Origin of the sequence: Mycolicibacter terrae, assembly GCF_010727125.1 — a bacterium.
Classification (GTDB): domain Bacteria; phylum Actinomycetota; class Actinomycetes; order Mycobacteriales; family Mycobacteriaceae; genus Mycobacterium; species Mycobacterium terrae.
Map to the genome: position 1 here is coordinate 1,136,657 of NZ_AP022564.1, position 23,550 is coordinate 1,160,206.

20 protein-coding genes and 1 pseudogene are annotated in these 23,550 nt (G+C 67.0%); 13 read left to right on the top strand and 8 right to left on the bottom strand.

Annotation, left to right across the window (positions count from 1 at the left end):
• The first annotated feature begins 134 nt into the window (after window positions 1-134).
• From G6N23_RS05520 to G6N23_RS05540, 5 genes are all read left to right on the top strand, one after another.
• Entirely contained in the window at window positions 135-1,280 is a 1,146-nt protein-coding gene (locus tag G6N23_RS05520; RefSeq protein WP_085259058.1) for a thiolase family protein, read from the top strand.
• A gap of 3 nt (window positions 1,281-1,283) precedes the next feature.
• Complete coding sequence (locus tag G6N23_RS05525) at window positions 1,284-2,432, top strand: acyl-CoA dehydrogenase family protein (RefSeq protein WP_085259057.1); 1,149 nt, start codon at window positions 1,284-1,286, stop codon at window positions 2,430-2,432.
• 9 nt (window positions 2,433-2,441) lie between these two features.
• Entirely contained in the window at window positions 2,442-3,209 is a 768-nt protein-coding gene (locus G6N23_RS05530) for an SDR family NAD(P)-dependent oxidoreductase (protein ID WP_085259056.1), read from the top strand.
• Window positions 3,210-3,360: 151 nt separating this feature from the next.
• The gene (locus tag G6N23_RS05535; protein WP_157997537.1) at window positions 3,361-4,383 is read left to right on the top strand and encodes a spirocyclase AveC family protein; all 1,023 of its coding nucleotides are present in this window, start codon (window positions 3,361-3,363) and stop codon (window positions 4,381-4,383) included.
• Between the two features lie 31 nt (window positions 4,384-4,414).
• Window positions 4,415-4,963, top strand: coding sequence for a TetR/AcrR family transcriptional regulator (locus tag G6N23_RS05540; RefSeq protein ID WP_234808461.1), 549 nt, complete (start codon window positions 4,415-4,417; stop codon window positions 4,961-4,963).
• 38 nt (window positions 4,964-5,001) lie between these two features.
• Here G6N23_RS05540 and G6N23_RS05545 read toward each other — a convergent pair whose 3' ends face one another.
• The 6 genes from G6N23_RS05545 to G6N23_RS05570 form a co-directional block, all read right to left on the bottom strand.
• Window positions 5,002-5,802, bottom strand: coding sequence for an enoyl-CoA hydratase-related protein (locus tag G6N23_RS05545; protein ID WP_085259055.1), 801 nt, complete (start codon window positions 5,800-5,802; stop codon window positions 5,002-5,004).
• Window positions 5,799-7,004 (bottom strand): thiolase family protein, encoded by a 1,206-nt coding sequence (locus G6N23_RS05550; RefSeq protein WP_085259054.1) that lies wholly within the window; start codon window positions 7,002-7,004, stop codon window positions 5,799-5,801. The genes G6N23_RS05545 and G6N23_RS05550 overlap by 4 nt, the downstream gene beginning before the upstream one ends.
• Window positions 7,001-7,426 carry a Zn-ribbon domain-containing OB-fold protein gene (locus tag G6N23_RS05555; RefSeq protein ID WP_085259053.1) on the bottom strand — a complete coding sequence of 142 codons (426 nt, stop codon included), beginning with the start codon at window positions 7,424-7,426 and terminating at the stop codon, window positions 7,001-7,003. The genes G6N23_RS05550 and G6N23_RS05555 overlap by 4 nt, the downstream gene beginning before the upstream one ends.
• A 22-nt stretch (window positions 7,427-7,448) precedes the next feature.
• Window positions 7,449-9,020 (bottom strand): AMP-binding protein, encoded by a 1,572-nt coding sequence (locus tag G6N23_RS05560; protein ID WP_085259132.1) that lies wholly within the window; start codon window positions 9,018-9,020, stop codon window positions 7,449-7,451.
• A 79-nt stretch (window positions 9,021-9,099) separates the two neighbouring features.
• The gene (locus G6N23_RS05565; RefSeq protein WP_234808460.1) at window positions 9,100-10,527 is read right to left on the bottom strand and encodes a FadR/GntR family transcriptional regulator; all 1,428 of its coding nucleotides are present in this window, start codon (window positions 10,525-10,527) and stop codon (window positions 9,100-9,102) included.
• Complete coding sequence (locus G6N23_RS05570; protein ID WP_095173954.1) at window positions 10,524-11,360, bottom strand: enoyl-CoA hydratase/isomerase family protein; 837 nt, start codon at window positions 11,358-11,360, stop codon at window positions 10,524-10,526. Before G6N23_RS05570 ends, G6N23_RS05565 begins: the two co-directional genes overlap by 4 nt.
• Window positions 11,361-11,656: 296 nt before the next feature.
• Between G6N23_RS05570 and G6N23_RS05575 the strand changes: the two genes are divergently transcribed.
• The 5 genes from G6N23_RS05575 to G6N23_RS05595 are packed head-to-tail and all read left to right on the top strand — an operon-like array spanning window position 11,657 to window position 18,569.
• Window positions 11,657-12,898 carry a cytochrome P450 family protein gene (locus G6N23_RS05575; RefSeq protein WP_085259052.1) on the top strand — a complete coding sequence of 414 codons (1,242 nt, stop codon included), beginning with the start codon at window positions 11,657-11,659 and terminating at the stop codon, window positions 12,896-12,898.
• A gap of 1 nt (window position 12,899) precedes the next feature.
• Window positions 12,900-14,171, top strand: a complete 1,272-nt coding sequence (locus G6N23_RS05580) for an FAS1-like dehydratase domain-containing protein (protein WP_085259051.1) — start codon at window positions 12,900-12,902, stop codon at window positions 14,169-14,171.
• Window positions 14,168-15,010, top strand: a complete 843-nt coding sequence (locus G6N23_RS05585) for an enoyl-CoA hydratase/isomerase family protein (protein WP_234808459.1) — start codon at window positions 14,168-14,170, stop codon at window positions 15,008-15,010. Before G6N23_RS05580 ends, G6N23_RS05585 begins: the two co-directional genes overlap by 4 nt.
• Complete coding sequence (locus G6N23_RS05590) at window positions 15,007-16,446, top strand: phosphotransferase family protein (RefSeq protein WP_085259050.1); 1,440 nt, start codon at window positions 15,007-15,009, stop codon at window positions 16,444-16,446. Before G6N23_RS05585 ends, G6N23_RS05590 begins: the two co-directional genes overlap by 4 nt.
• On the top strand, window positions 16,410-18,569 hold the full coding sequence (locus G6N23_RS05595) for an acyl-CoA dehydrogenase family protein (protein WP_085259049.1): 2,160 nt from the start codon (window positions 16,410-16,412) through the stop codon (window positions 18,567-18,569). Before G6N23_RS05590 ends, G6N23_RS05595 begins: the two co-directional genes overlap by 37 nt.
• An 18-nt stretch (window positions 18,570-18,587) precedes the next feature.
• Here the strand turns inward: G6N23_RS05595 and G6N23_RS05600 are convergent, their stop codons facing one another.
• On the bottom strand, window positions 18,588-19,157 hold the full coding sequence (locus tag G6N23_RS05600; RefSeq protein WP_085259128.1) for a TetR/AcrR family transcriptional regulator: 570 nt from the start codon (window positions 19,155-19,157) through the stop codon (window positions 18,588-18,590).
• Between the two features lie 145 nt (window positions 19,158-19,302).
• On the opposite strand from G6N23_RS05600, the pseudogene G6N23_RS05605 reads away from it, so the two are divergent.
• Window positions 19,303-20,273 (top strand): annotated as a pseudogene (locus G6N23_RS05605) (oxygenase MpaB family protein).
• 50 nt (window positions 20,274-20,323) lie between these two features.
• Here the strand turns inward: G6N23_RS05605 and G6N23_RS05610 are convergent.
• Window positions 20,324-20,770: a Zn-ribbon domain-containing OB-fold protein gene (locus G6N23_RS05610; protein ID WP_085259048.1), complete on the bottom strand. Its 447-nt coding sequence runs from the start codon at window positions 20,768-20,770 to the stop codon at window positions 20,324-20,326.
• A 51-nt stretch (window positions 20,771-20,821) separates the two neighbouring features.
• Between G6N23_RS05610 and G6N23_RS05615 the strand changes: the two genes are divergently transcribed.
• Both G6N23_RS05615 and G6N23_RS05620 read left to right on the top strand, forming a co-directional pair.
• Window positions 20,822-21,985, top strand: coding sequence for a thiolase family protein (locus G6N23_RS05615; protein ID WP_085259047.1), 1,164 nt, complete (start codon window positions 20,822-20,824; stop codon window positions 21,983-21,985).
• Window positions 21,979-23,550 (top strand): class I adenylate-forming enzyme family protein, encoded by a 1,572-nt coding sequence (locus G6N23_RS05620; protein ID WP_085259046.1) that lies wholly within the window; start codon window positions 21,979-21,981, stop codon window positions 23,548-23,550. The genes G6N23_RS05615 and G6N23_RS05620 overlap by 7 nt, the downstream gene beginning before the upstream one ends.

Sequence of the window (23,550 nt, forward strand, 5' to 3'; positions counted from 1 at the left end):
CTGATGCTCCAAATCGTATACTGTTTTGTACGATTAGATAGCATGGTCAGGAACATGGCAAGCTGCGCCCGGTCAACCACATGGTCAGTGCGGTGCAAGCGGAGTCAAGTACTAAATGATTAAGACAGGGTGTCATGCGTGAAGTAGTGATCGTCGACGCGGTGCGGACCGCGATCGGTAAGCGGGGCGGCGCACTGGCCGAGGTGCATCCGGTGGATCTTTCCGCCGATGTGCTGACCGCGTTGGCCACCCGCACCGGCCTCGATCCCGCACTCGTCGACGACGTCATCTGGGGCTGCGTTTCGCAGGTCGGGGACCAGTCGAGCAATATCGCCCGCTTCGCCGTACTGGCGGCGGGCTGGCCCGTCGGCATTCCCGGCACTACGGTCAATCGGGCCTGCGGATCGAGTCAGCAGGCTCTCGACTTCGCCGCGCATTCCGTCGCCGCCGGTGCCTGCGACGTCGTGGTGGCCGGCGGGGTGGAGTCGATGAGCCGGCTGCCGTTGGGCGTGACCCGACAAAGCGGATTTCCCTACGGTCCGCGGGTGATGAAACGGTTCGACGACTTCTCGTTCAATCAAGGACTCAGCGCCGAAGCCGTGGCGGCCAAGTGGGGCCTGACCCGCACAGACCTGGATCGCTTTGCTTCGCAGTCCCATGAGCACGCCGCCCGTGCCATCGATACCGCGGCGTTCGACAGCCAGACCGTCGCGATCACCACGCCGGCGGGAGTGTTCTCCGTCGACGAAGGCCTGCGCCGCGGTACCACCCCGGCATCCTTGGCCAAACTCAAACCGTCGTTCACCGACGACGGGGTGATCCACGCCGGCAACTCGTCGCAGATCTCCGATGGTGCCGCGGCGTTATTGGTGACCACTCCGCAGAAGGCCCACGAACTGGGCCTGGTCCCGTTGGTGCGATACCGCGGTGGCGCCGTCGCCGGGGCTGATCCCGTGCTGATGCTCACCGCGCCCATTCCGGCGACCCAAGCCGTGTTGCGCCGCACGGGGATCCGGCTCGATGAGATCGGTGTGTTCGAGGTCAACGAGGCGTTCGCGTCGGTGCCGCTGGCATGGGCGATGGAGCTTGGCGTGGAGCCGGAGCGTATCAACCCCCTGGGCGGGGCGATCGCAGTGGGCCACCCGCTGGGGGCGTCCGGTGCAATCCTGATGACCCGTTTGATCCATCACATGCGCGACCGGGGCCTGCGTTACGGCCTGCAGACCATGTGCGAAGGCGGGGGTACCGCCAACGCGACCGTCGTCGAGTTGATCGGCTAGGCGATGCGGCGGACATTGTTCGAGTCCGAGCATGACCAGTTCCGGGCCGTGGTGCGGGAATTCCTGGCGCGCAAGGTGGTTCCGGAGTACCCCCGCTGGCTGGCCGAGGAGTCGGTGCCGCGCGAATTCTTCGCTGAGATCGCCGGGATCGGAGTGCAGGGAATGGCTTTCGACCCTGCCTACGGTGGAGCCGGGATCGCGGACTACCGCTACAACATGGTGGTGCAGGAGGAGGCCGCGCGCGCCCACGTGACGCTGGGCACGCTGCGCACCCAGACCGACGTGATCGCACCGTATTTCCTCACCTACAGCAACGATGAACAGCGCGACAGATGGTTTCCGGGCATCGCGTCCGGTCGGCTGCTCACCGCCATCGCCATGACCGAGCCGGGCACGGGTTCGGACCTGGCCGGGGTGAGCGCCCGTGCGGTCCGCGACGGGGACCACTACATCATCAACGGCGCCAAGACCTTCATCACCGGTGGCGGGCTGGCCGACCTGGTGATCGTGCTGGCCCGTACCTCCGTCGACGACGCCGACCGCCGGGCCGGGCTCAGCCTGATCGTCGTCGAGGCGGACACGCCCGGATTCGCCAAGGGACGCCGGCTGCCGAAACTTGGTTTGCACGTGCAGGACACCGTCGAGTTGTCGTTCCACGACACCCGCGTGCCGGTGGCCAACCTACTCGGCGAGGAAGGCAGGGCATTCGGCTACCTGGGGCACAACCTTGCTCAAGAGCGGCTGGCCATCGCGGTCGGTGCCATGGCGCAGGCCGGCGCCGCGGTTGAGCTGACCTTGGACTACGTGCGCGGCCGCGAGGTCTTCGGGACAACTGTTGCCAGTTTCCAGAACACGAAATTCGAGCTGGCCGGGATGAGCGCAGAACTGGAAGCCGCGCAGGCGATGATCGACCGCGCGGTACTCGATCTGGTCGACGGGCAGTTGAGCGGAGCCGACGCTGCTCGGGTCAAGTTGTTCGTCACCGAGATGCAGGGCCGGGTGGCCGACCGCTGCCTGCAGCTCTTCGGCGGGTACGGCTACATCACCGATCTGCCCATTGCGCGGCTCTACGCCGACGCGCGAGTGTCCCGCATCTATGGCGGGACCAGTGAAGTCATGAAATCAATCATCGCCAAGTCGCTCGGACTCTGAGGAGACAACATGCACATCGAGGGGATATCCACGCTGGTGACCGGGGCGGCGTCCGGGTTGGGGCTGGCGACCGCCGCCCGGCTGGCCGACAAGGGTGCCACGGTGGTGATGGTCGACCTGCCGTCCTCGGAAGGGGCGTGCCGGGCCGAGCAGATCGGTGGCGCAACCCGGTTCGTGCCGGCCGACATCACCGACACCGACGCGGTCAACGCGGCGCTGGACGCGGCAGTGCAGGCCGGGCCGCTGCGCGCGGTGGTGCACTGCGCCGGACGGGGCGGGGACCGGTTGCGCATCCTGGACAAGGAGCGCACGCCGGCCGACGTCGACAGCTTCGCCGAAGTGATCCGAGTGAACCTCGTTGGCACCTACAATGTTCTGCGGCTGGCAGCGGCCCGGATGGCCGGCAACGAGCTGCTCGATGGCGACCGGGGCGCGATCGTGATGACGGCATCGGTGGCGGCGTTCGACGGGCAGATCGGGCAGACGTCGTATGCCGCCGCCAAGGCCGGCGTGCACGGCATCACGTTGGTGGCAGCGCGCGACCTGGCATCGCACCAGATCAGGGTCAACACCATCGCGCCCGGAACTTTCGACACCGCCATGCTCTCGCGACTCCGCGATGACATCCGGCAGGGCCTCGCCGAGGCGATTCCCCACCCCAAGCGCCTTGGCGACGCCGCGGACTACGCGCACCTGGCGGTGAGCCTGATCGAGAACCCGTTCGTCAACGGGGAGACGATTCGGCTGGACGGCGCCCTGCGCATGGCGCCGCGCTGATGAGGTCCGGGTCGCCAACCCGGCCGTCGTGCCAGGAGTTTCGCAGTACCGCCCGCGACGGGATCTTTCTTTCCCAGAAGCCTTGTCGGCATTCGTAATTAAGGCTACTGTTCTAGACCATACACCCCTGTATGGAAGGAACGATTGCGCGATGACGACGACGAATGCTCCGGACGCCCTCAGCGAGGGCGAGGCGAACCGGGGCCTGGGCGATGCCGGTTCGGATTCGCCGCGGGTGGTGTGGCTGGCCCGGCTCGGAGCACTGTTCTTGCTGCTCGAGGTCTACGTCTTCGGGCGGTGGGTCACCTCCGACAGCTTTCATCGCGCGATGCCGGGCCCGGACGACGGAACCAACATGCTGTGGGTCCGGTTCTGGGATGTGCTGAGCATCGGTGGCAGCATCATTTTCGTCACCTGGGTGGTCCGCAAGCGGCTACGCGACGGCAAGCTTCCACCGGTGGCAATCGTGGCGCTGGCCTTCGTCCTGACGGCCTGGCAGGATCCGCTGGTCAACGCGATTCGCCCGGTCTTCTCCTACAACTCTCACTTCTGGAACTTCGGCAGCTGGGGTGAGTTCATCCCCGGCTGGATCGACAACGGCGGGGTGAACCCGCAACCGGTCTTCTGGACGCTCGGGACCTACATGCTCTTTGTACCGGCCAACATGCTCGCCATCGACGCCTGCCTGAAGTGGGTTCGCCGACGGATGCCGCGGATCAACCGCGCCGGGCTGATCGCCATCCTGATGATTCTGATGTTCGCCCAGGACGTCGGCGGTGAGTTGATCACCCTGTCGCAGGGAGTGGACCGCTACATGTGGGTCGACGGAACTTTCTCGCTGTTCGCCGGCGCCAACTATCAGTTCCCGCTCTACGAAGGGGTCGCCTTCGGCTGCGGCGTGGTCGGGCTGATCGCGGTCGTGTACTGCTTCCGCGATGCGAACGACCACTTCTTCACCGATCGTGGCCTCGACCGTCTGAAGATCACCAGGGGGCGCACCTTCATCCGTGTGCTGGCGCTAGGGGCTGTCTTCAATGTGGCGATGGTGGTGCTGTTCCTCGGCTTTGCGGTGGTGAACATGCACGCCGACACCACCCAACCAGAGGTACCGAGCTACCTGCACAACGGAATGTGCGGACTCGGTGACAACCCGCCGTGTGCGCGGGACTGGTGACGGCGCAATAGCGGTTCCCGGGCTGCCTGCCGTGTCGAACAGGCACACCGCCTCGGATTACTTCCGGGAGGCGATGACCGTGCTGCAGGAGTCCGGGTTTCCCGCTCTGACCGCTGCCGGCCTCTGCAGTCGGATGGGTGTGACGCGGGGATCCTTTTACCACCACTTCGAAAGCTTCGATGATTTCGTCGCTCAGCTCTTGGCCTACTGGGAACAGCACTACAGTCGAGACCTCATCGCAAAGTCCCTGTCGCACGATCTGCGGTCCCAGATCAACAAACAGGCGGAGTTCGCGATCAGCCTGCCGCACGGCGCCGAAGCCGCTTTTCGTGCCTGGGGCACCATCAACCCGCGGGTGGCCGCCGCCCAGCAGCGGGTCGACCGCCTGCGGCACGGCGGCCTCGCGGAATCGCTGCGGCGACACGGAATCCCGCAGGAGAAAGCCGACGTCTACGCCACCATCGCGCTTGCGACGCTGGCGGGGATGCAGGTGACCCAGCGCCCCTTCGATCCCGCCGCCCTGCGGGCCGTCTACGACGAACTCGCCCGCACCCTGGGCAGGGATGTCCTGCCGGATTGATCAGCGGCGAATCGAGGGAACGACTCCGGCGGCGCCGGTCACCGCGCGGTCCAGACCGGCGGCCGTTTCTCGGCGAACGCGCGCGGGCCCTCCTTGGCGTCGTCGGAGCATTTGAGCGCCGCGTACTCCCGGGCGGTGCGCTCCCAACAACTGTTCTCGCCGGCGACGATTCCGTCGTCGGCGCCCAGCGCCACCCGCTTGCTCGCCTGCACCGACAGTGGTGCGTTGCCCACGATCCGTTCGGCGAGCTCGAGAGCGGCCCGCAGCGGGTCGGGTGCGACCGCGTTGAGTAGGCCGAGTTCGGCGGCGTCGGCGGCCGTGATCGCCTCGCCGGTGAAGATCAGCTCCATCGCGCGTTTGCGCGGAAGCTGCTCGACGATGCGGAACACCCCGCCGGCCGCGGCCAACAAGCCGCGTTTCACCTCGGGTAGACCGAAGGTCGCCGTCGGCGCGGCGACGGCCAGGTCGCTGGCCAGCACCAACTCGGTCCCGCCGCCGAGTGCGGTCCCGTTGACGGCGGCGATGGTCGGTTTGTCGATGAAGTGCCGGGCGTATCCGGCGAAGCCCCACTCGCTGTGGTCGGGGTGGTAGAGGTTCTCGCCGCGGGATATCGCCTTGAGATCGGCGCCCGCGCAAAACGACCGGTCGCCGGCGCCGGTCAGCACCACCGCCCGCACCGTGGGGTCGTGCTGGGCTTCGGCGAGGGCGTCGCCGACCGCGGTGCTGACCGCACTGTTGACCGCGTTGCGTGCCTCGGGCCGGTTGATGGTGATGATCATGGTGTGGCCGACCCGCTCGGCCAGCGCCGCCGGGGCGGCCCGCTCGGCCGAGACCGTCATGCCGCTTTCTCCAGGATGTGGATACCGCAGGTCGATCCCAGCCCGATCACGTGGGCCAGGCCGACCCGGGCCCCCGCGATCTGCCGATCGCCGGCTTCGTCGCGCAGGTGCTGGCAGATCTCCCAGACGTTGGCGATACCGGTGGCCGCGATCGGATGGCCTTTGGATTGCAGGCCACCGGAGACGTTCACCGGCAGCCTCCCGTCGCGCCAGGTGGCTCCGCTGTCGAAGAACTCCACGGCCCCGCCGGGCTCGCACAGTCCCAGGTTGTCGTAGTGCACCAGCTCGGCGGTGGCGAAGCAGTCGTGCAGCTCGACCAGGTCCAGATCGGCGGGGCCGAGCCCGGCCTGCTCATAAGCCTGCGTCGCGGCATTGCGGGTCACGGTGTTGACGTTGGGCAGCACCTGGCAGGCCTCTTCCCACGGATCGGTGGTCAGCACCGACGCGCTGATCTTCACCGCACGCCGGCGCTGTTCGGGCGAGAGCCGTTGCAGCCGTTCGTCGCTGACCAGCACCGCCGCGGCGGCGCCGTCACAGTTGGCCGAGCACATCGGCCGGGTGTTGGGGTAGGCGATCATGACGTCGTTCATGATCTGCTCGGCAGACATCGCCTTGGTATGCGCGGCCAGCGGATTGCGCGTCGAATGGCTGTGGTTCTTCTCGCTGATCCGGGCGAACAGGTCCAGCGGCACGCCGCCATAGTCGTGCCGACGCAGATACTGCATCCCGATCTGGGCGAAGACGCCGGGCATCAGATCGGTGCCGATCCGGCCTTCCACGCCGGTGACGGCGTCCAGGCGACCACCGGGTTGCCAGGTTTTGGGACCGCCGCGCTGCTTGGCTGCGGCACCCAACATGCCTGCACCGGCCAGCTTCTCGGCGCCGACCGCGAGCCCGAGGTCGGCCTCACCGGCCTTGATGGCCAAAATCGCCGTGCGCAACGCGGTCGCGCCGGTGGCACAGGCGTTGGCCACGTTGAACACCGGGATGCCCGTCTGGCCGAGTTGCTTCTGGACCGCCTGCCCGAAACCGGGGTTGCCCAACAGATTCCCGGCGGCCATGACATCGACATCGGCGACGCTGATCCCCGCGTCGGCAAGTGCGGCATGAGCCGCGTCGAAGCCGAGCCCGACGGCGTCACGGTCGGGGCGTTTGCCGAATTTGGTCATCGCAATGCCCAGGATCCAGATGTCACCGTTCATCGGCCGTCCTCCCCGTCCGGAATCGGTTCGAATCCGAAACCGATCGCCATCGTTCCTTCATCGTCTTCACCAATGGGAAAACTGGTGAGACGCAACTGCATCCCGAGCTGGACCGAATCGACGCTCGCCTCGACATTGACGATGTTGGCGCGCACCGAAATCCCGTCACAGTCGACGACGCCGGCGATGTAGGGCACCGGCGTTCCGGGTGCGGCGACTTCGACCACGGTGAACGTCTCCAACGTGCCGGTGGGTGAGACCGCCCGGGTGGAAAATGACGTCCCGAAGCAGGACGCGCAGCCGTCGCGCCGGTCGAAGTAGTAGGCGTCGCAGTCCGTGCAGACGGTCACGGTGAGGTGCGGGGGATCGGTGAGCGTGAGGTAGCCGACGATGGGGACCGTCGCCTGCGTGCTTGTTGTCATGGTGGGTGGCTCCTTCCTCGGATCAGACCTGGCGGCCCGCGTCGGCCCAGTAGGACTGCCGGACATCGCGCTTGATGAGCTTGCCGGCCTCGGTACGGGGCAGGGCGGGGGTGAAGTCCACTGACCGCGGGCATTTGAAACCGGCCAGCCTGTCTCTGCAGTAGGCGATGATCTCCGCTGCCAACTCGTCGGAAGGCTCAAAGTCGCCGATCAGTTCGACGACGGCTTTGACCTGCTCACCCCACTCCGGGTCCGGGATGCCGATCACCGCGACGTCAGCGATCGCCGGATGGCCGGACAGCACCCCTTCGACCTCGGCGGGATAGATGTTGACACCGCCGCTGATGATCATGTCCTTGGCGCGGTCACAGATGAACAGATATCCGTCATCGTCGAGATAGCCGACATCCCCGATGGTAAATGCTGCGCCGCGGTGCACTGATGCCGTGAGTTCGGCGTCATTGCGGTACTCAAACCGCTTTCCGTCGGCGCGCTCGATAAAGACGTTGCCGATAGCGTTGGGCGGCAGCGTCTTTCCCTCGTCGTCGAGAATCTTGACGTGCATTCCGCGGATCGCTCGGCCCACGGTCCCGGGTTTCTCGAGCCAGCGATGCGGTTTTGCGATGGTGGCCGCACCCTCGGTTCCCCCGTACGTCTCCCATATCACCGGACCCCACCAGGCCAGCATGTCCTTCTTCACCTGAAGTGGGCACGGTGCGGCCGAGTGGACCACCGATCTCAAGCTGGACACGTCGTAGCGAGCGCGAACGTCGGCGGGAAGCTTGAGCATCCGCACGAATTGGGTGGGGACCATGTACGCGGTGGTCACCGAATGCTCGTCGATGGCGGCCAGGGTCTGCTCGGCGTCAAAGCGGCCCAGGATCACCAGTGGCTGGCCGACATTGAGCGCGCCGAGGTAGAAGCTCTGGCAACCGCCGTGGTGCATCCCGGTGGAGACCAGATGAGCCCCGTCGAAGGGCAGGAAGCTGAAGGCGCGGCCGAACACCGCCATCGCGTTCGCCGCCTCCGACGGGTCGCGCCCGTCCAGTGGGTGCACGATGCCCTTCGGCTTTCCGGTCGTGCCCGAGGAGTATCGGATCGAGTCGCCCTGAATGCGGTCCCCGGGCGGCGTGTGGGGTTGCCCGCAAACCAGCTCGGACTCGGCTATGAAGCCGGTCGGGAGCGGCGATCCCGCCCCGGCCACCACGACCCGCAGCGCCGCGTGGGTCGTGGTGTCGGTGAACCTGTCGAGATAGTCGACGTGGGTCACCACCGCGGTGGCGCCGGAATGTTGCAGGATCACGGCGAACTCGTCGGCCGACAGGGCGGGATTGAGCGTGAGGTAGCGCAGGCCGATCTCGGTCGTGGCCAACTGCCAGATCACGGCGTCGACGTCGTTGGGCAGCGCGTAGGCCACCACATCGCCGGCGACGAGGCCGTGGGCGCGCAGCGCATGGGCCAGGCGATGGGCCGCCCCGGTGAGTTCGGCGAAGGTCAGGCTGCGCCCACTCGGAGAGGCGATGACGGCCGGGGCGTCGGGGTGGTCCTCGGCGATCCACCACACGCCCAGACGCTGGTCCCATGGTCCCCGCATTCGCGCCTCCTGCCCATCCATCGCCTAGAACAGTATACTCATTTAGGCGATAGTGAAAGTCCGCCGAAGGCGGCGCGTGCTACCGGGTGGGCGAAGTAGCGGTCATGTGGGCGCGCATGCGCATGATCGCGACTTCGGTATCGCCGGCGATGAGGGCCTCAGCGATACCGCGGTGGGCGGGTTCGATCACGTCGGCCCGCGCGAACTCGCCCGAGCGGGGGTCGCTGGTCGCGAACTCTGCGAAGAACTGCCAACCGAGTCGCATCGTGACGCGGTGGACCAACTCCAGGGCGCGGTTGCCGGTGAGCCCCCCGAGCACGGAGTGGAAATCCTCCCGCTTGTTGAAGGCCAGCGCGAAACCCTGGCCGGACTCGGTGTCCAGCGCATGGCGAATAGCCTCGGCGCCGTCGGCTTTCAGGTTGGCCGCCACTCGTTCGACGACTGCCAGTTCCAGCCAGGTTCGAACTTCTTCGAGGTGGCGCGTATTGACGCCGTGGCGCCGTAGGTAGATCGCGATGATGTCGGTAAGGGCGACGATATCGGGAGCCGTGACAAACAGACCGCCGCCGGGACCCCGGCGGGTCAGTGCGATCTGCTGGTATTCCAGGATCCGGATCGCCTCGCGCAGCACCGCCCGGCTGGCCTGGTATTTGTCCATCAACGTCGCCTCGGATCCGATAAAGGTGCCCGGTGGATTGCCGAGAATATCGGCGACGATCTGGCGGGCCAGGGCCTCGCCGCGTTTGTCGCTGTCGCTGCCGGCCAAGGCATCTGACGGATCGAGCCGTTGGACCGTGCTGGGCTGGCTACGCACGAAATCGGCTTCTGCGCTCAGGTGGCGCCGCATCCGTTCACGTGCCAGCCCGGCGTCGTGGGTCAGGATGGCCCGAGCGAGCTGGTCGTGGGCCCGGCACACCTCCTGCTCGAAATCGGCTGGCAACGCGGCGGTGTCGTTGAAATGAAAGTTGATCACCCGGCTGAACGTCTCGACGAACAGCTTCAGCACCGGATTGCCCGTCGAGGCGGCAAGCTGGGTGTGCAGCAATCGGTAGTCGGCGACGTTGCCGTGGGCCTCGTAGTCCAGCGTCTCGCGGATTGCGGCGATGTCGGTCTCGGTGGCGCGGTCGGCGACGAGCTCGGCCACCAATTCCTCGAGCACGATCCTGGTGTCGAAGATCTCGTCGAGGGTCGCGTCGGTACGCAGTAGATAAATGATCGTCGGACCGATCACCGCGTCGACGTCAGGCTCGTCGATGACGAGCCCGCCCCCGGTGCCCCGGCGCATCCGCGCGATGTGTTGGTGCTCGACCAGCCGAATGGCTTCCCGCAGTACCGCGCGGCTGACGCCGTAGCGTTCCAGCAGCTCGGACTCCGAACCCAGCACATGGCCCACCGGCCAGCCCAGCTGCATCACGTCGGCGAGAATCTGTTCAGCCGCCCGGCTGGCGAGTTTGGCCCGGCGAGAATCGATCGGCGGCGCTATCAGCTCCGGATTCAACGGCGTCACCGGGACACGGGCGGACCGTTGCGGCGCGGCGCGGCGCGCCGTTCGGCCAGCGGCGGGTTGCCGATGTGGGTGTAGGCCATGCCGTTCTGCAGCGCGGTGGACCGGGTCATATCTAGAGACTCCCATATCGCGCGGATGGTTCCCTGTATCGCTGTCGGGTTGCGCGCCGCTATCGCCGTCGCGATGTCGTGTGCGCGGGTCCAGAGTTGCTCGCGGCTTACCACTTCGGACACCAGGCCGATCCGCAGCGCGGTCTCGGCCGTGATGCGCTCCTCCGTTCCCATCAGTGCCCACCGCAGAACCTCGCCGAGGGGGACGCCGCGGTGCAGCATGCCGATCGGCTCCAGCGCGGAGACGATCGAGGCGTTGGCGTGCGGGTCGAAAAATGCCGCGTCATCCGAGCAAATGATGATGTCGGATTCGTTCAACAGGTACTGCGCGCCCCCGGCGGCCAGTCCGTGTACCGCGGTGATCACCGGCTTCCAGCATCGATGGCCGATCTTCGGCGCGATCAGCACGCCGGGGTCGAAGGTGTTCCAGACGTTGGATTTGAGGAACCAACCCGAATCGCCCTTGACGTCCACACCGGTGCAGAATGCGCGTTCGCCGGCGGCCCGCAGCACCGCGGCATGGATGTCGTCGGAGTCACGAACCCGACGCCAGGCCCAGGACAGCTCGGCGGCCATCCGGCCGGAGACCGCGTTCAGGGCGTCCGGCCGATTGAGCGTGATCGTTGCCACATGCTCGTCGTTCACGGTGAACTCGATGTCGTGCAACGGGATCAGATCGGGGGAGTCGGAGGACTGATCGTCCGAGGGGGTAGCCAAAATCATAGAAATCAGTGTACTAATAAATCGGGAATGGACACACGAAAGAGGGGACGCGGGATGGGAAGCCTTGACAGGCGCGTCGTCGTGGTGACCGCAGCCGGCAGACGTCGAGTACGCAGAGACTTGCGGCGCGCCCCAATGACAGCAATGACAACGTCGGTACGTGACCGTCGGGAGGCCCGGCTCGTCGAGGGGTTAAGCCGGACCCGGATCGTCGAGTACACGACCGTCGACCCGCGTGGGCAAGCCGTGCCGGCGGGCTCGGCGAAAACGCGATTGGGGTAGCAATGAAGATGAGAATGCCCAAGAATCCCGGCACGTTGTCGGTTACCGATCTCGATTCCCGGGAGATGCTCGACAATCCGTATCCGCGCCTGGCGCGGCTGCGTGCGTCGGAACCGGTGTCGTGGGCCAAGTCCCGGGAGCACCTGCGCGGGTCGGGTGGCTACATGCTGACCCGCTACGAGGATGTGCTCGCGCTGCACGGCGGTGACGACCTGTACTCGACCGACTTGCTCAAACACACGCTGTTCGGAAAGTTCGCCTGGGTATTGCCCCCGACCATCCGGATGCTGATGCAGACGATGGTGTTCAAAGACGACCCGGATCACAAGAGGCTGCGGACGCTGGTGGTGCACAAGGCGTTCACGCCCAAGCGCGTCGCCGGCCTGGCACCCGACATCGCCAAGATCGCCGGCCAACTCGCCGACGAGATCGAAGCCAACCGTGAGGTGGACCTGGTTCACCAGTTCGCGGTGCGGCTCCCGCTGTCGGTCATCGCCACCCTGCTCGGGGTGGCCGACGCGGACCGGGACAGGTTTCACCAGCTGGTGGAGACGCTGGGTGGGAACTCCGGCCGCCGCGACAGCAGGCTGCGCGGGCTGCAGACCGCGCGGCAGCTGGCGCAGCTGTTCGAGGACCTCATCGAGGACCGCCGGCGTAACCCCGACGACGGTCTGGTCTCGGAGTTGATCCGCGCCGAGGTGGAGGGTGAGCGCCTGAGCCACAAAGAGACCGTCGCGATGGTGTTCCTGCTGTTGTTGGCCGGCCACGACACCACCGCCAGCCTGATCAGCAGCAGCGTGCTGACCCTGATCGAGAACCCCGAGCAGCTGGCCCTGCTGCGTGCGCAGCCGGAACTGCTGGAGACCACCGCACTCGAGGAGCTGCTGCGCTACACCACCCCGGTCGCCTGCGGCGCCCCCCGGATCGCCTTGCAGGACACCGAGATCTGCGGAGTCCCGATTCCGCGCGGAGCGCAGGTCGTCGGCATGCTCACCGCCGCCAACCGCGACGACGCGGTGTTCGAGAATCCGGACGCACTCGATCTGCACCGCAAGCCGAACAAGCATGTGTCGTTCGCTTACGGCATGCACTACTGCCTGGGCACCCACCTGGCCCGGCTGGAGGGACGTATCGCGCTCACGACACTGCTGCAGCGCCTCCCGAACTGGGAGCTGACCGTGCCGCGCGACCGGGTGCGCTTCAAATCCACAGTGTCACTTCGAGGACCAGTCAAACTGCCGGTAAGGATGTACTGACGTGACCCAGACCGCACAGGCGCAGGACTTCGACCACGCCATCAAAGACGAGGACATCGAGCGCGCCAAGTTGCTGCTCGGCGTCGATGCCCCGACCAGTATCGACGAGTACTACCGTGAACTCAGCGCCGACGGGATCCGCAACTTCGCCCGCGCCTACGGAGACGACAACCCGTTGTACGCCGACCCGAAGTACGCGGCGAGCACCCGCTGGGGCGGCCCGATCGCCCCGCCGATGATCCACATCGCGATGGCACGCAAGATGCTCGGTGACCCGATCCCCGAGGACCTCCGCAAGGCCACCAAGGGCCTGTTCTCCGGGGTCCATATGTTTGTCTCCGGTCAGGACACCGAGTGGTACGCGCCGGTCTACCCCGGCGACCAGCTCTTCGGTTTCGGCGGGCTGGAATCCATCGAGGAGAAGGCCAGCGAGTACGCGGGGCGGTCGATCATCCGGATCATCCGGTCGGTACGGGTGAACCAGCGGGCCGAGGTCGTGGCGGTGACCCGGATGATCCTGATCGCCACCGAACGCAAGAAATCGCGCGAGCGCGGCAAGTACATGGATCTCAAGCCGGCGACCTACACCGAGGAGCAGATCGCCGAGATCGACGAGATCTACGCCGCCGAGGGCCCGCGCGGCGCTGAACCGCGCTACTACGAGGACGTCGCCGTGGGCGACGCGTTGCCGAAGATGGTCAAGGGCCCGTTCACGCTGACCGACATGATCTGCTTCCACTCCGGCGGCTACGGGCTGGCGCCCTACGGCATCGGACCCGGCCGGGTCGGGTACAAGAACCGGCAGCGGGCGCCGAAGTTCTACATCAACAACGCCGCCGGGATCCCCGACGTCGCGCAGCGGCTGCACTGGGAGAACGAGTGGTCGCAGTCCATCGGCAATCCGATGGCCTACGACTACGGGGTGATGCGGGAATGCTGGCTGACCCATTACCTCACCGACTGGATGGGCGATGACGGCTGGCTGGTACGCCAGCACGACGAGATGCGCAAGTTCAACTTCATCGGCGACACCCAGGTCATCACCGGTGAGGTCGTCGGCAAGAGAGTCGAGAACGGCAACGGTGTCGTCGACATCGAGTTCCGGGCCACCAGTCAACGCGGCGAGGTCACCGCTCCGGCCACCGCGACGGTGGCGCTGCCCAGCCGGGAACTCGGACCGGTGGCGCTGCCGCAACCCGATGACGAACTGCGTCGCAAAGCGGTGGCGATGATGATGCGGCACAACGAGTTATCGCGAGGCTCAAGCCGGTGACCTCTGCCGACACCTTGAGGATCGACACCGGTACCGACACCGTGCTGGCCGAGATCACCGACCGCGTCGGGATCGTCACGCTGCACCGGCCGCAGCGTCGCAACGCCTTGCACCCGGAGATGTATGAGGCGGTGCCTGCGCTGCTGGACCGGTTCGCCGCCGACGACGAGGTCGGCTGCGTACTGCTCACCGGTGCCGGCAACGCGTTCTGCGCCGGCGGTGACGTGCGCGACGGCGGCTCCGCCAAAGCCGTGCCACCCGGCGACCGGGATGAGCAGATCGCAGCGCGCAGTGCAATGTTGGCCGGTAATGCCCGGATGGTGACACTGCTGCACGCCATGCCCAAGGTGACGATCGCGGCGCTGCCCGGCGCCGCGGTCGGCGCCGGGATGAGCATCGCGCTGTCCACCGACCTACGTATCGGCGCCCGCTCGGCCCGGCTGATCCCCGGTTGGGCGAAGTTGGCGTTCTCCGGCGATTTCGGTGGGGCCTGGTTTCTGACCCGCTTGGTCGGGCCGGCCAAGGCGCTGGAACTCCTGATCGCCGACGAACCGATCGACGCCGAAACCGCACTGCGGACCGGGTTGTTCAACCGGGTGGTCGACGACGCCGAATTGCGTGCGGCGGCGCTTCGTTGGGCCACCGAGATAGCCGCGGGTCCGTCGATGGCGTTCGCGGGCACGAAGGCGAATGTTCTCGACGCCCAACAGCTGTCGCTCGAGGAGGCGTTGCCGCGGGAAAGCGAACGCATGGTGCGCAGCGGGATGACCGAGGAGCACCGCGACGCGGTCAAGGCCTGGTTGGCGGCCGCGGCGGCCAAGGCGGGTTCACGACTATGAGCAAAGCGAGCCCGCAGATCCCCGAAGACCTGCTCGGCTGGATCACCGAGACGACCGGCGCGGATCGAATCGACGTCACGCAAGTGTCCGGTGGCGCAAGCCGACAGGCCTGGTTCGTCGACGCCCAGCACGCCTCGGGTCCTCAGGAGCTGTTCCTGCGTTACGACCCGCGCCAGCCGGACCCGCACAGTGCGTTTCACCCACTGCAGGTCGAAGCAGAAATTCTGACCGAACTGCACCGCAACGGCATCACGGTTCCCCGGGTGATCGCTTCGCACCCGGATCGACAGGCGGTACTGATGGAGCGCGTCGGCGGGGAGACGTGGTTCCGGTTGATCCGGGATGAGAACGAACAAGTCAGCGTCGCTAGTGATTTCATCACCAAGCTGGCCCAGCTGCACCGCGTCGATGCACGCACGCTGGATATCTCCGGACTCGGTCCTGCTCGTTCGGTCGACGCGCACGTGCGCGACGAGATCACCGCGATGCGTCGGCGACTGGACCGGCATCGCGGCCCGGCTCCGCTGTTACGGTTCTGCATCGACTGGCTGGAGAGCCACGTCCCCGACTACGACGGCCCCACCGTTCTGGTTCAGGGTGACACCGGCCCGGGCAACTTCATGTATGCGCAGGGCCGGGTCACCGCGATCGTCGACTGGGAACTGGCGCATTTCGGTGACCCGATGGACGACATCGCGTGGCTGTCACTGCGGACGGTCCAGGACACCTTCACCGACTTCCCGGACCGCCTCGCCGAATACGAACAGCTGTCCGGGCATTCCATCGACGCCGACCGGGTCTGGTACTACCGGCTGTTCGCCGAAACCCGATTGGCCTCGATGAACCCCGGCAGCGTGGACATCCGCGCCTCCGCGCCGGCCGGCTCGCCGGACGCCGGTAACAGCCTGATCTACGGTATGCTGCACCGCCGCCTGCTCGTCGAGGCATTGGCTCACGTGGTCGGCATCCCGGATGTGGAGGTCGAATTTCCCGACGACGAGCATGGTTCCGAGCGGTCCCCGGTCTATGAAGCGACAGCATCGGCCCTGTCCGGTGCGGTGGCCAGATCCACCGATGGCCTGGCTACGCGCTACATCAAAGGCGCGGCCCGGTTGGTGAAGTATCTGGCCGAGGTGGATCGGATCGGCGCGGTGATCGACGCGCAGGAGATCGCCGAGCTGGCCGGTTTCTTGGGTGCCGCACCCGAATCGGTCTCGCAGGGGCGGGCGGCACTGGCCGAGTTGGCCGTCCGCGGCGAGGTCAGTGAGCGCGACTATGTCGCCCAGCTCTGGCGCGGCATCAAACGTGACGACTACCTGACCCGGGCGGCCTCCGGGGCCCTGCGCCAACGGACCTGGCCACCCCTGACCCATTCCATCGAACGAGGAGAGCAGGACCGTTGGGTATCGCCATCACCGAAGATCACCGCGAACTAGCCGGTGTCGCCCGTTCCTTCCTGCAAGCGCGTGGTGCGCGCCCGGCGGCGAGAGCGCTGCTGGACGCCGAAGATGAGCGGCGACCGTCGTTCTGGGCCGAGCTTGCGGGGCTGGGTTGGCTGGGCCTGCACATCCCGGAAGAATACGGTGGAGCCGGCTGCGGGCTACCCGAGTTGGTCGTGGTGGCAGAGGAGTTCGGCCGTGCGGTGGCTCCCGGGCCGTTCATCCCGACGGTGATCGCCAGCGCTGTGATCTCGGCGGCCGGCACCGAGGATCAGCGCGCGCAGCTGCTGCCCGGCCTGGTCGATGGGACCCGGACCGCGGGAATCGGCCTGCAGCCCGACGTGACCGTCACCGGACCCCGGTTATCCGGTGACGCCGGCGTGGTGCTGGGCGCCGGCCTGGCCGACCTGTTGGTACTGGTGGTCGGCGAGGACGTGGTGATCATCGATGCCGGCGGTACCGGGGTGAGCGTCGACGTTCCGGACAATCTGGACCCCACCCGCCGGTCCGGCCGGGTCACGCTGGCCGACGTCGAGCCCGCCCACATCCTGCCCGGCGCGGCGGGATCCGCGCTGGCGCTGGCCCGCACCCTGGTGGCCGCCGAAGCCGTTGGGGGAGCGCAGGACTGCGTCGAGGCGGCCGTCGATTACGCCAAGGTCCGCGAACAGTTCGGCCGCACCATCGGGACCTTCCAGGCGGTCAAACACCACCTGGCCAACATGCTGGTCGCCGCCGAATCCGCGACGGCCACCGTCTGGGACGCCGCCCGTGCCGCCGACGCCGGCGATGAGGAGTTCGCGCTGATGGCGGCCTGTGCGGCGACGCTGGCGCTGCCGGCATACGTGCGCAACGCGGAACTGAACATTCAGGTTCACGGTGGCATCGGGTTCACCTGGGAGCACGACGCCCACCTGCACCTGCGCCGGGCGATAACCACGCGCGGTCTTCTCGGCGGGCGTCAGCCGGCGGCCGACGTCTATACGCTGACCGCCAAGGGCGTGGTGCGGCCGAACTCGATCGACCTGCCCCCCGATGCCGAGCAGCTGCGCGCCGACATCCGCGCCGAGCTGGCGAGTTGGACCGAGCTGGATCCGCAGCAGTTGCGCGAGAAGATGATTCGGACCGGGTATCTGATGCCGCACTGGCCCAAGCCGTGGGGGCGCGCCGCCGATGCGGTCGAGCAACTGGTGATCGATGAGGAGATGCGAACCGCCGGGATCAAGCGACCCGACTTCAGCATCACCGGTTGGGTGGTGCTGACCCTGATCCAGCACGGCACGCCTGAGCAGATAGAACGCCTGGTGGAGCCGGCGCTGCGCGGCGAACAGGTGTGGTGCCAGCTGTTCTCCGAACCCGGTGCCGGGTCGGACGCCGCCGCGGTGGGCACCAAGGCCACCCGGGTCGACGGGGGCTGGCGGATCACCGGTCAGAAGGTGTGGACCAGCGGTGCCCAGCACTGCCAGTACGGTTTGGCGACGGTGCGCACCGATCCCGACGCGGCCAAGCACGCGGGCATCACCACCGTGATCATCGACATGTCCGCCCCGGGTGTCGAGGTGCGCCCGCTACGTCAGATCACCGGTGGCTCGGAGTTCAACGAGGTGTTCTTCTCCGATGTGCTCGTTCCGGATCGCGACGTCGTCGGTGCACCCAACGACGGATGGCGGGTGGCACGCGCCACGCTCGGCAACGAACGGGTCAGTATCGGCGGTGGTGTGGCGGGGGCTCAGGGCGCTGTGAACGCCATAGTCGACCTGGTGCAGCGCTACGACGACCGGGTCGCCGGTGCTCCGGAACGGGCCGGGGAATTCCTGGCCGGCGAGCATGCGCTGCGGCTGCTCAACCTGCGGCGCGCGGCCCGCAGTGTGGCCGGGGCCGAGCCCGGTCCGGAGGGCAACGTGACCAAGCTGCTGATCGCCGAACACGTCGGTGCGCGGGCTGCGCTGTCGGCCGAACTCGCCGGTCCGGACGTCGCGCTGGTGGCGCCGCCGGCCAAGGCGATCGGGCTGCTGGCGCTGGGGGCGCGTGGCATGACGATCGCGGGCGGAACCTCGGAGATCACCCGCAACCAGATCGCCGAGCGCATCCTGGGCCTGCCGCGTGACCCGCTGATCAAGTGAGCGGGGTACGACCCCGGCTCAGGGCCGCGCCCCGGCCAGCAGCCCGGACGAGGCGAACTTGAGTCCGCTGCGAAGTTCTTCGAGGCGGATCGGATCGTCGGCCTCGACGTAGCGCAGTGTGGTCGCCACGGCCATGTTGAAGAACAACCAGGCCAACGCTTTCGGGGAGAGCTCATCGCGGTACTGCTCGTGGTAATGATTCATGTGCAGCGTGGACATGGTCACCAGCGTGGCGTTCAGCGCCGAGATGTTCTCGAAGGTGCGGACGTGGTCGGGGTGTTCGGCAAGGTAGCGAATGAGGCTGCGGTTGGCCAGCGTCAAGTCGATCAGGATGTCGATCGAGGCCGCCATCGCCGCGGCCGGCTCGTCGAGGGCGACCCCCCGCAGCATCTCCTCGACGGCGGGCGCCTGTGCTGCGGCAAGGTGTTCGATCGCCGCGGCGAGGATCTCGTCCTTGTCGGAGAAGTATTGGTAGATCGACCCTTTGCTGACGCCGGCCCGCTCGGCGATCAGGTTGGTCGTCACTTCGGCGGGGGTGGTGCTGTCCCGCAACAGCGTCGCGGTGGTAGCCACGATTTTTGCGACCATCTCACGGGAGCGGTCCTGCTTGGGCATTTTGCGGCGCTTTGGCCTGGGGTTTTGTGTGTTCAACGAGGTTCCTAACGCGACTTGAATGCGACCTGACGGTCACATTAGCATTTTGGGCATTGCCGTTTGAGCAGGAGGAACAGTCGTGACCGTTACGTCGGACCGCGAAATCCCTTCGTCGACTGAGGACTCCGGGGACTCCTGGGACGCGGGGGCGGCTGAACTGGTACCGATGGATTCACTGACCGCCGAGCACACCGGGCGGTGGACGTTCCTGATCGTCGAAGGAGCGGCGTTCATCATGCAGGCGATGCACCCGGTGATCGCCGAGGTCACCGGTCGCTACTCGGCGTCCTTTCAGGGGGATTCGGCGGGCCGCGCGATCCGTTCCATCGACTCGGTGCTGCGGTGGACCTACGGGGGCACCGCGGCCGCCGCGGAAGGCAAGCGGGTCCGCGACCTGCACAAGCCGCTGACCATGACCAGTGCCGCGACCGGCAAGCGCATCAGCGCACTAGATCCGCAGGCCTACCAATGGGTCATGGCTACCGCCTACCTCGTCAACGTCCGGGGCGGCAGGTTGCTGATGGGGCGCGAATTCACGGACGCGGAGAAGGTCGAGTTGCTGCGCGACAACCGTCGGCTGGCGCGGCTGCTGCACGTCCCGATGCGCGGCTATCCCGCGCCACGGATCAGGAGATGGCGGACTACTTCGAGTCCATGATCGACACCGTGGAGGCCACTCCGCAGGCGCTCAAGCTGATGGACGATCTGATCACCGGGCAGCTGGAGTTGTCGCCGTCGGTGCCCAAGGCGGTCTACCCCCTGATCCGGTTGGCGTTGCGGCCGGCGCTGCGGTTCAACTATCTGTCCATCGTGGGCCTGCTCGACCCCCGCCTGCGCGAGCGGCTCGGCGTGAGCTGGAGCGCCGCCGAGGAACGCCAACTCATGCGCATCTACAAGGTGATCCGCGTCGCCTACCGCATTCTTCCGGATCGACTCACCTACTTCCCGCTGGCCTATCACGCGCGCAAGCACCACCAGTGCCTGTCCAAGATGGCCGAGCGGCAGAAGAAGTCCTACGCCTACCGCGTCCCGGGTGCCCAGATTCCCTGAGGCCAGCCCGTGCAGCGGAGGCCGCCCCTCGCCGCCACGCCCGCGGGCGGTCAGTCGATACGGTGCGCCGCCTCAGAGCGGGTAGGGGCGAACACGGGGACGAACGCCGAGCCGTGTTGTTCGAACTTGACCCGCACCGGCATGCCGCACGTCAGGGCTTCGATGCCGCAGTCCACGATGTTGGCGGCGACGCGCAGGCCCGGCTGTTCGTCCAATTCGACCAGCCCGATCGCGAACGGGGTTGGGACGTCCGGATGAAACTGCTGATAGCTGACCGTATAGGTGAACAACACGCCGTGGCCCGACACCGCCACGAACTCCATGGCGCCCCCGCATTCCGGGCAGGCTGATTGCGGCGGATGGGTGTAGCGCCGGCAGGAGACGCACTGCGCGATGCGGAGTTCCGCGGCCGCCCCACCGGTCCAATACGGCCCCGAAACGTCGTCGAGGTGGGGCAGCGTCCGGGGGGCTTGCGCAAGCGAGGTCAGAGCGGTCACAATAGAACAGTACACTGATTAAGCGATATGGATTATAGGGGTGCAGGGGCTATGGTCGCAGCCGGCAGGCAGGCCCCGGTGATCTCGGGTACCGGAATCTCCCAGATCGGTCGGCGCACCGGCATCCCTGCCGGGGAATTGACCGTGAACGCCGCGCGGGCGGCCATCGCCGACGCCGGCTTGGTGCCGGCTGACATCGACGGCATCATCACTCTCGGCGATACACCACCGGAGGTTGCCGCTGCCGCCCTCGGTATCGCCGGGGCCGACGACTTCGGGCCGGCCTACGGTCACTATGGGTTGCTCACACCGGTCGTGGCGGCCCGCGACGCCGTTGCCGCCGGTCGGGCCCGTCACGTGCTGGTCTATCGCACCGTACAGATGATGGGCGGCACGATCGAGACCTCATCCGCTCCGGGGACGGCCAAGCGTTCGAAGCGTGAAGCGATGGCCGGCAACGACATCCCGTATCTGTTGGCCGCCCATGCCTATTCAGCCGTCAACTGGCTGGCGATGCACTGCCGCAAGCACATGGACCGCTACGGCACCACCAAAGAACAGCTGGGGTGGATCGCGATCAATGCCCGCCGCAACGCGGCTCGCAATCCGCTGGCGGTGTACCGCGAGCCGATCGACATGGCGCAGTACCTGAACGCGCGGCCGATATCCGATCCGCTCGGATTACTCGACTGTGATGTGCCGGTGGACGGCTCCATAGCGGTGGTGGTGTCGGCGGCAGGGTATCGGGCCGACGCGCCGAACGGGGCGGTGACCATCGAGGCCGCCGGTGGCGCCTCCGGCGCCGGTGGCTGGACCGGCCGGCCCGACTACCCGAACATGGCCGCCACCGACGCGGCGGCCGACATGTGGTCGCAGACCACACTGAAGCCCGCAGATATCGACGTGGCCGAACTCTATGACGGGTTCAGCTTTCTGGCGCTGGCGTGGCTGGAGGCGCTCGGCTTCTGCGGTGAAGGCGAAGGCGGTGCCTTTGTGGAGGGCGGCCGGCGCATCGCGCCGGACGGGCCGCTGCCGCTGAACACCTACGGCGGTCAACTATCGGCCGGTCGAATGCACGGTTACTGGGTGCTGCACGAGGCCTGCCAGCAGTTGCGCGGACTGGCCGGACCGACCGCGCTGGCGAAACGGCCCGAGGTCGCTGTCGTCTCCGCCGGCGGCGGGCCGATCGCCGGATGCCTGGTGCTGTCATGCTGACCACATCAGCTGGCGCGCCGTGCAGCATCCCCGATGAGATCGCGGCTGCGGCAAGCCGATACCCCGAAACCGCCGTCGTGGTGGACAGCGATGTCCGGCCAGACTCGACTACTCTCGGTGAACTCTTCGACGAGAGTCGCCGGGTAGCCGCCTCCCTGGTGGCACTGGGTATCCGGCCCGGTCACGTCGTCGCCGCGCAGCTGCCGAACTGGCGGGAATGTTTCACCACCCATGCGGCGGTGTGGCTGTGCGGCGCGGTGCTGGTGCCCATCGTGCCGATCTACGGGCCCCGCGAAGTCGCCTTCATTGCCGCCCGGTCCAAAGCCCGGGCGCTCATCATCGCCCGCGAGCTCCGCAATCGCGACACGGTGGCAACCGTGGAAGCCGTCAGGGAACTTCCCGGCCTGCAGCACTGTGTCATGGTCGGGACACCGCTGCCGGATACCACCCCCTACGAGGCGTTGGCCGGCGGCGACGCAACGGGATTCACCCCGATCCAACCGCCCGGGGGTGCCAGCCGTGCGCTGCTGGTCTATACCTCGGGCACCACCGCGGAGCCCAAAGGCGTGCAGCACAGCCACAACAGTCTGCTGGGCGAGATCCGCGCAATGGACGAGACGCGTGCGTCAGGACCCGATCTGACTGTGCTGTCGGCGTTTCCGTCCGGACACATCGCCGGCACCCTGGGCTTCCTGCGGACGTTGTGCCGGGCCAATACCACCATCGCCCTCGACACCTGGAACCCGGAGCGGGCCGCGCGGCTCATCGCCGAGCACGGTGTCGGCTCCTCCGGAGGCGCGCCCATTCACCTGAGCGGGCTTCTGGACGTCGCTGAACGAGACGGGCTCGACCTGTCATGTCTGCGCGAATACACCACCGGTGCCGCGGGCGTGGCCGGTGCGCTGATCCGCCGCGCCGACCGCTTCGGTGTGGGAGCGTTCCGCTGTTACGGGTCCTCCGAACATCCCACCATCAGTTCCGGAGTACCGGAGGATCCGCTGGACAAGCGCGCCGACACCGACGGGCGCATCACACCGGGCACCCGAATCAGGCTGGTCGACGATGACGGATGCGACGTCGACGCCGGCGGCCACGGCGAGATCTGGACCCGCGGGCCGGAACTGTTCTGCGGCTACACCGACGCCGTTCACAACCGCGATGCCATGGTCGACGGCTGGTTTCGCACCGGTGACGTCGGTTGCCTCGACGCCGACGGCTATCTGCGGATCACAGACCGGAAGAAGGACATCATCGTCCGCGGCGGGGAGAACATCTCCTCCAAGGAGGTCGAGGATGTACTCGGTGACCACCCGGCGGTCGCCGAGGCGGCGGCGGTGGGGATGCCCGACGAGAAATACGGCGAACGGGTCTGCGCGTTCGTCGTCCTCAACGATGGTCAGCCGTTCGGGATCGCCGAGGCCGCAGATCATTTCGCACAGTGCGGCCTGGCCCGGCAGAAGACACCGGAGCGAATCGTGGTGGTCGGCGAACTACCCCGGACAGCGAGCGGAAAAGTGCAGAAGCACCTGCTGAGAAGACAACTCGAATCATCGATTCCCGACTGA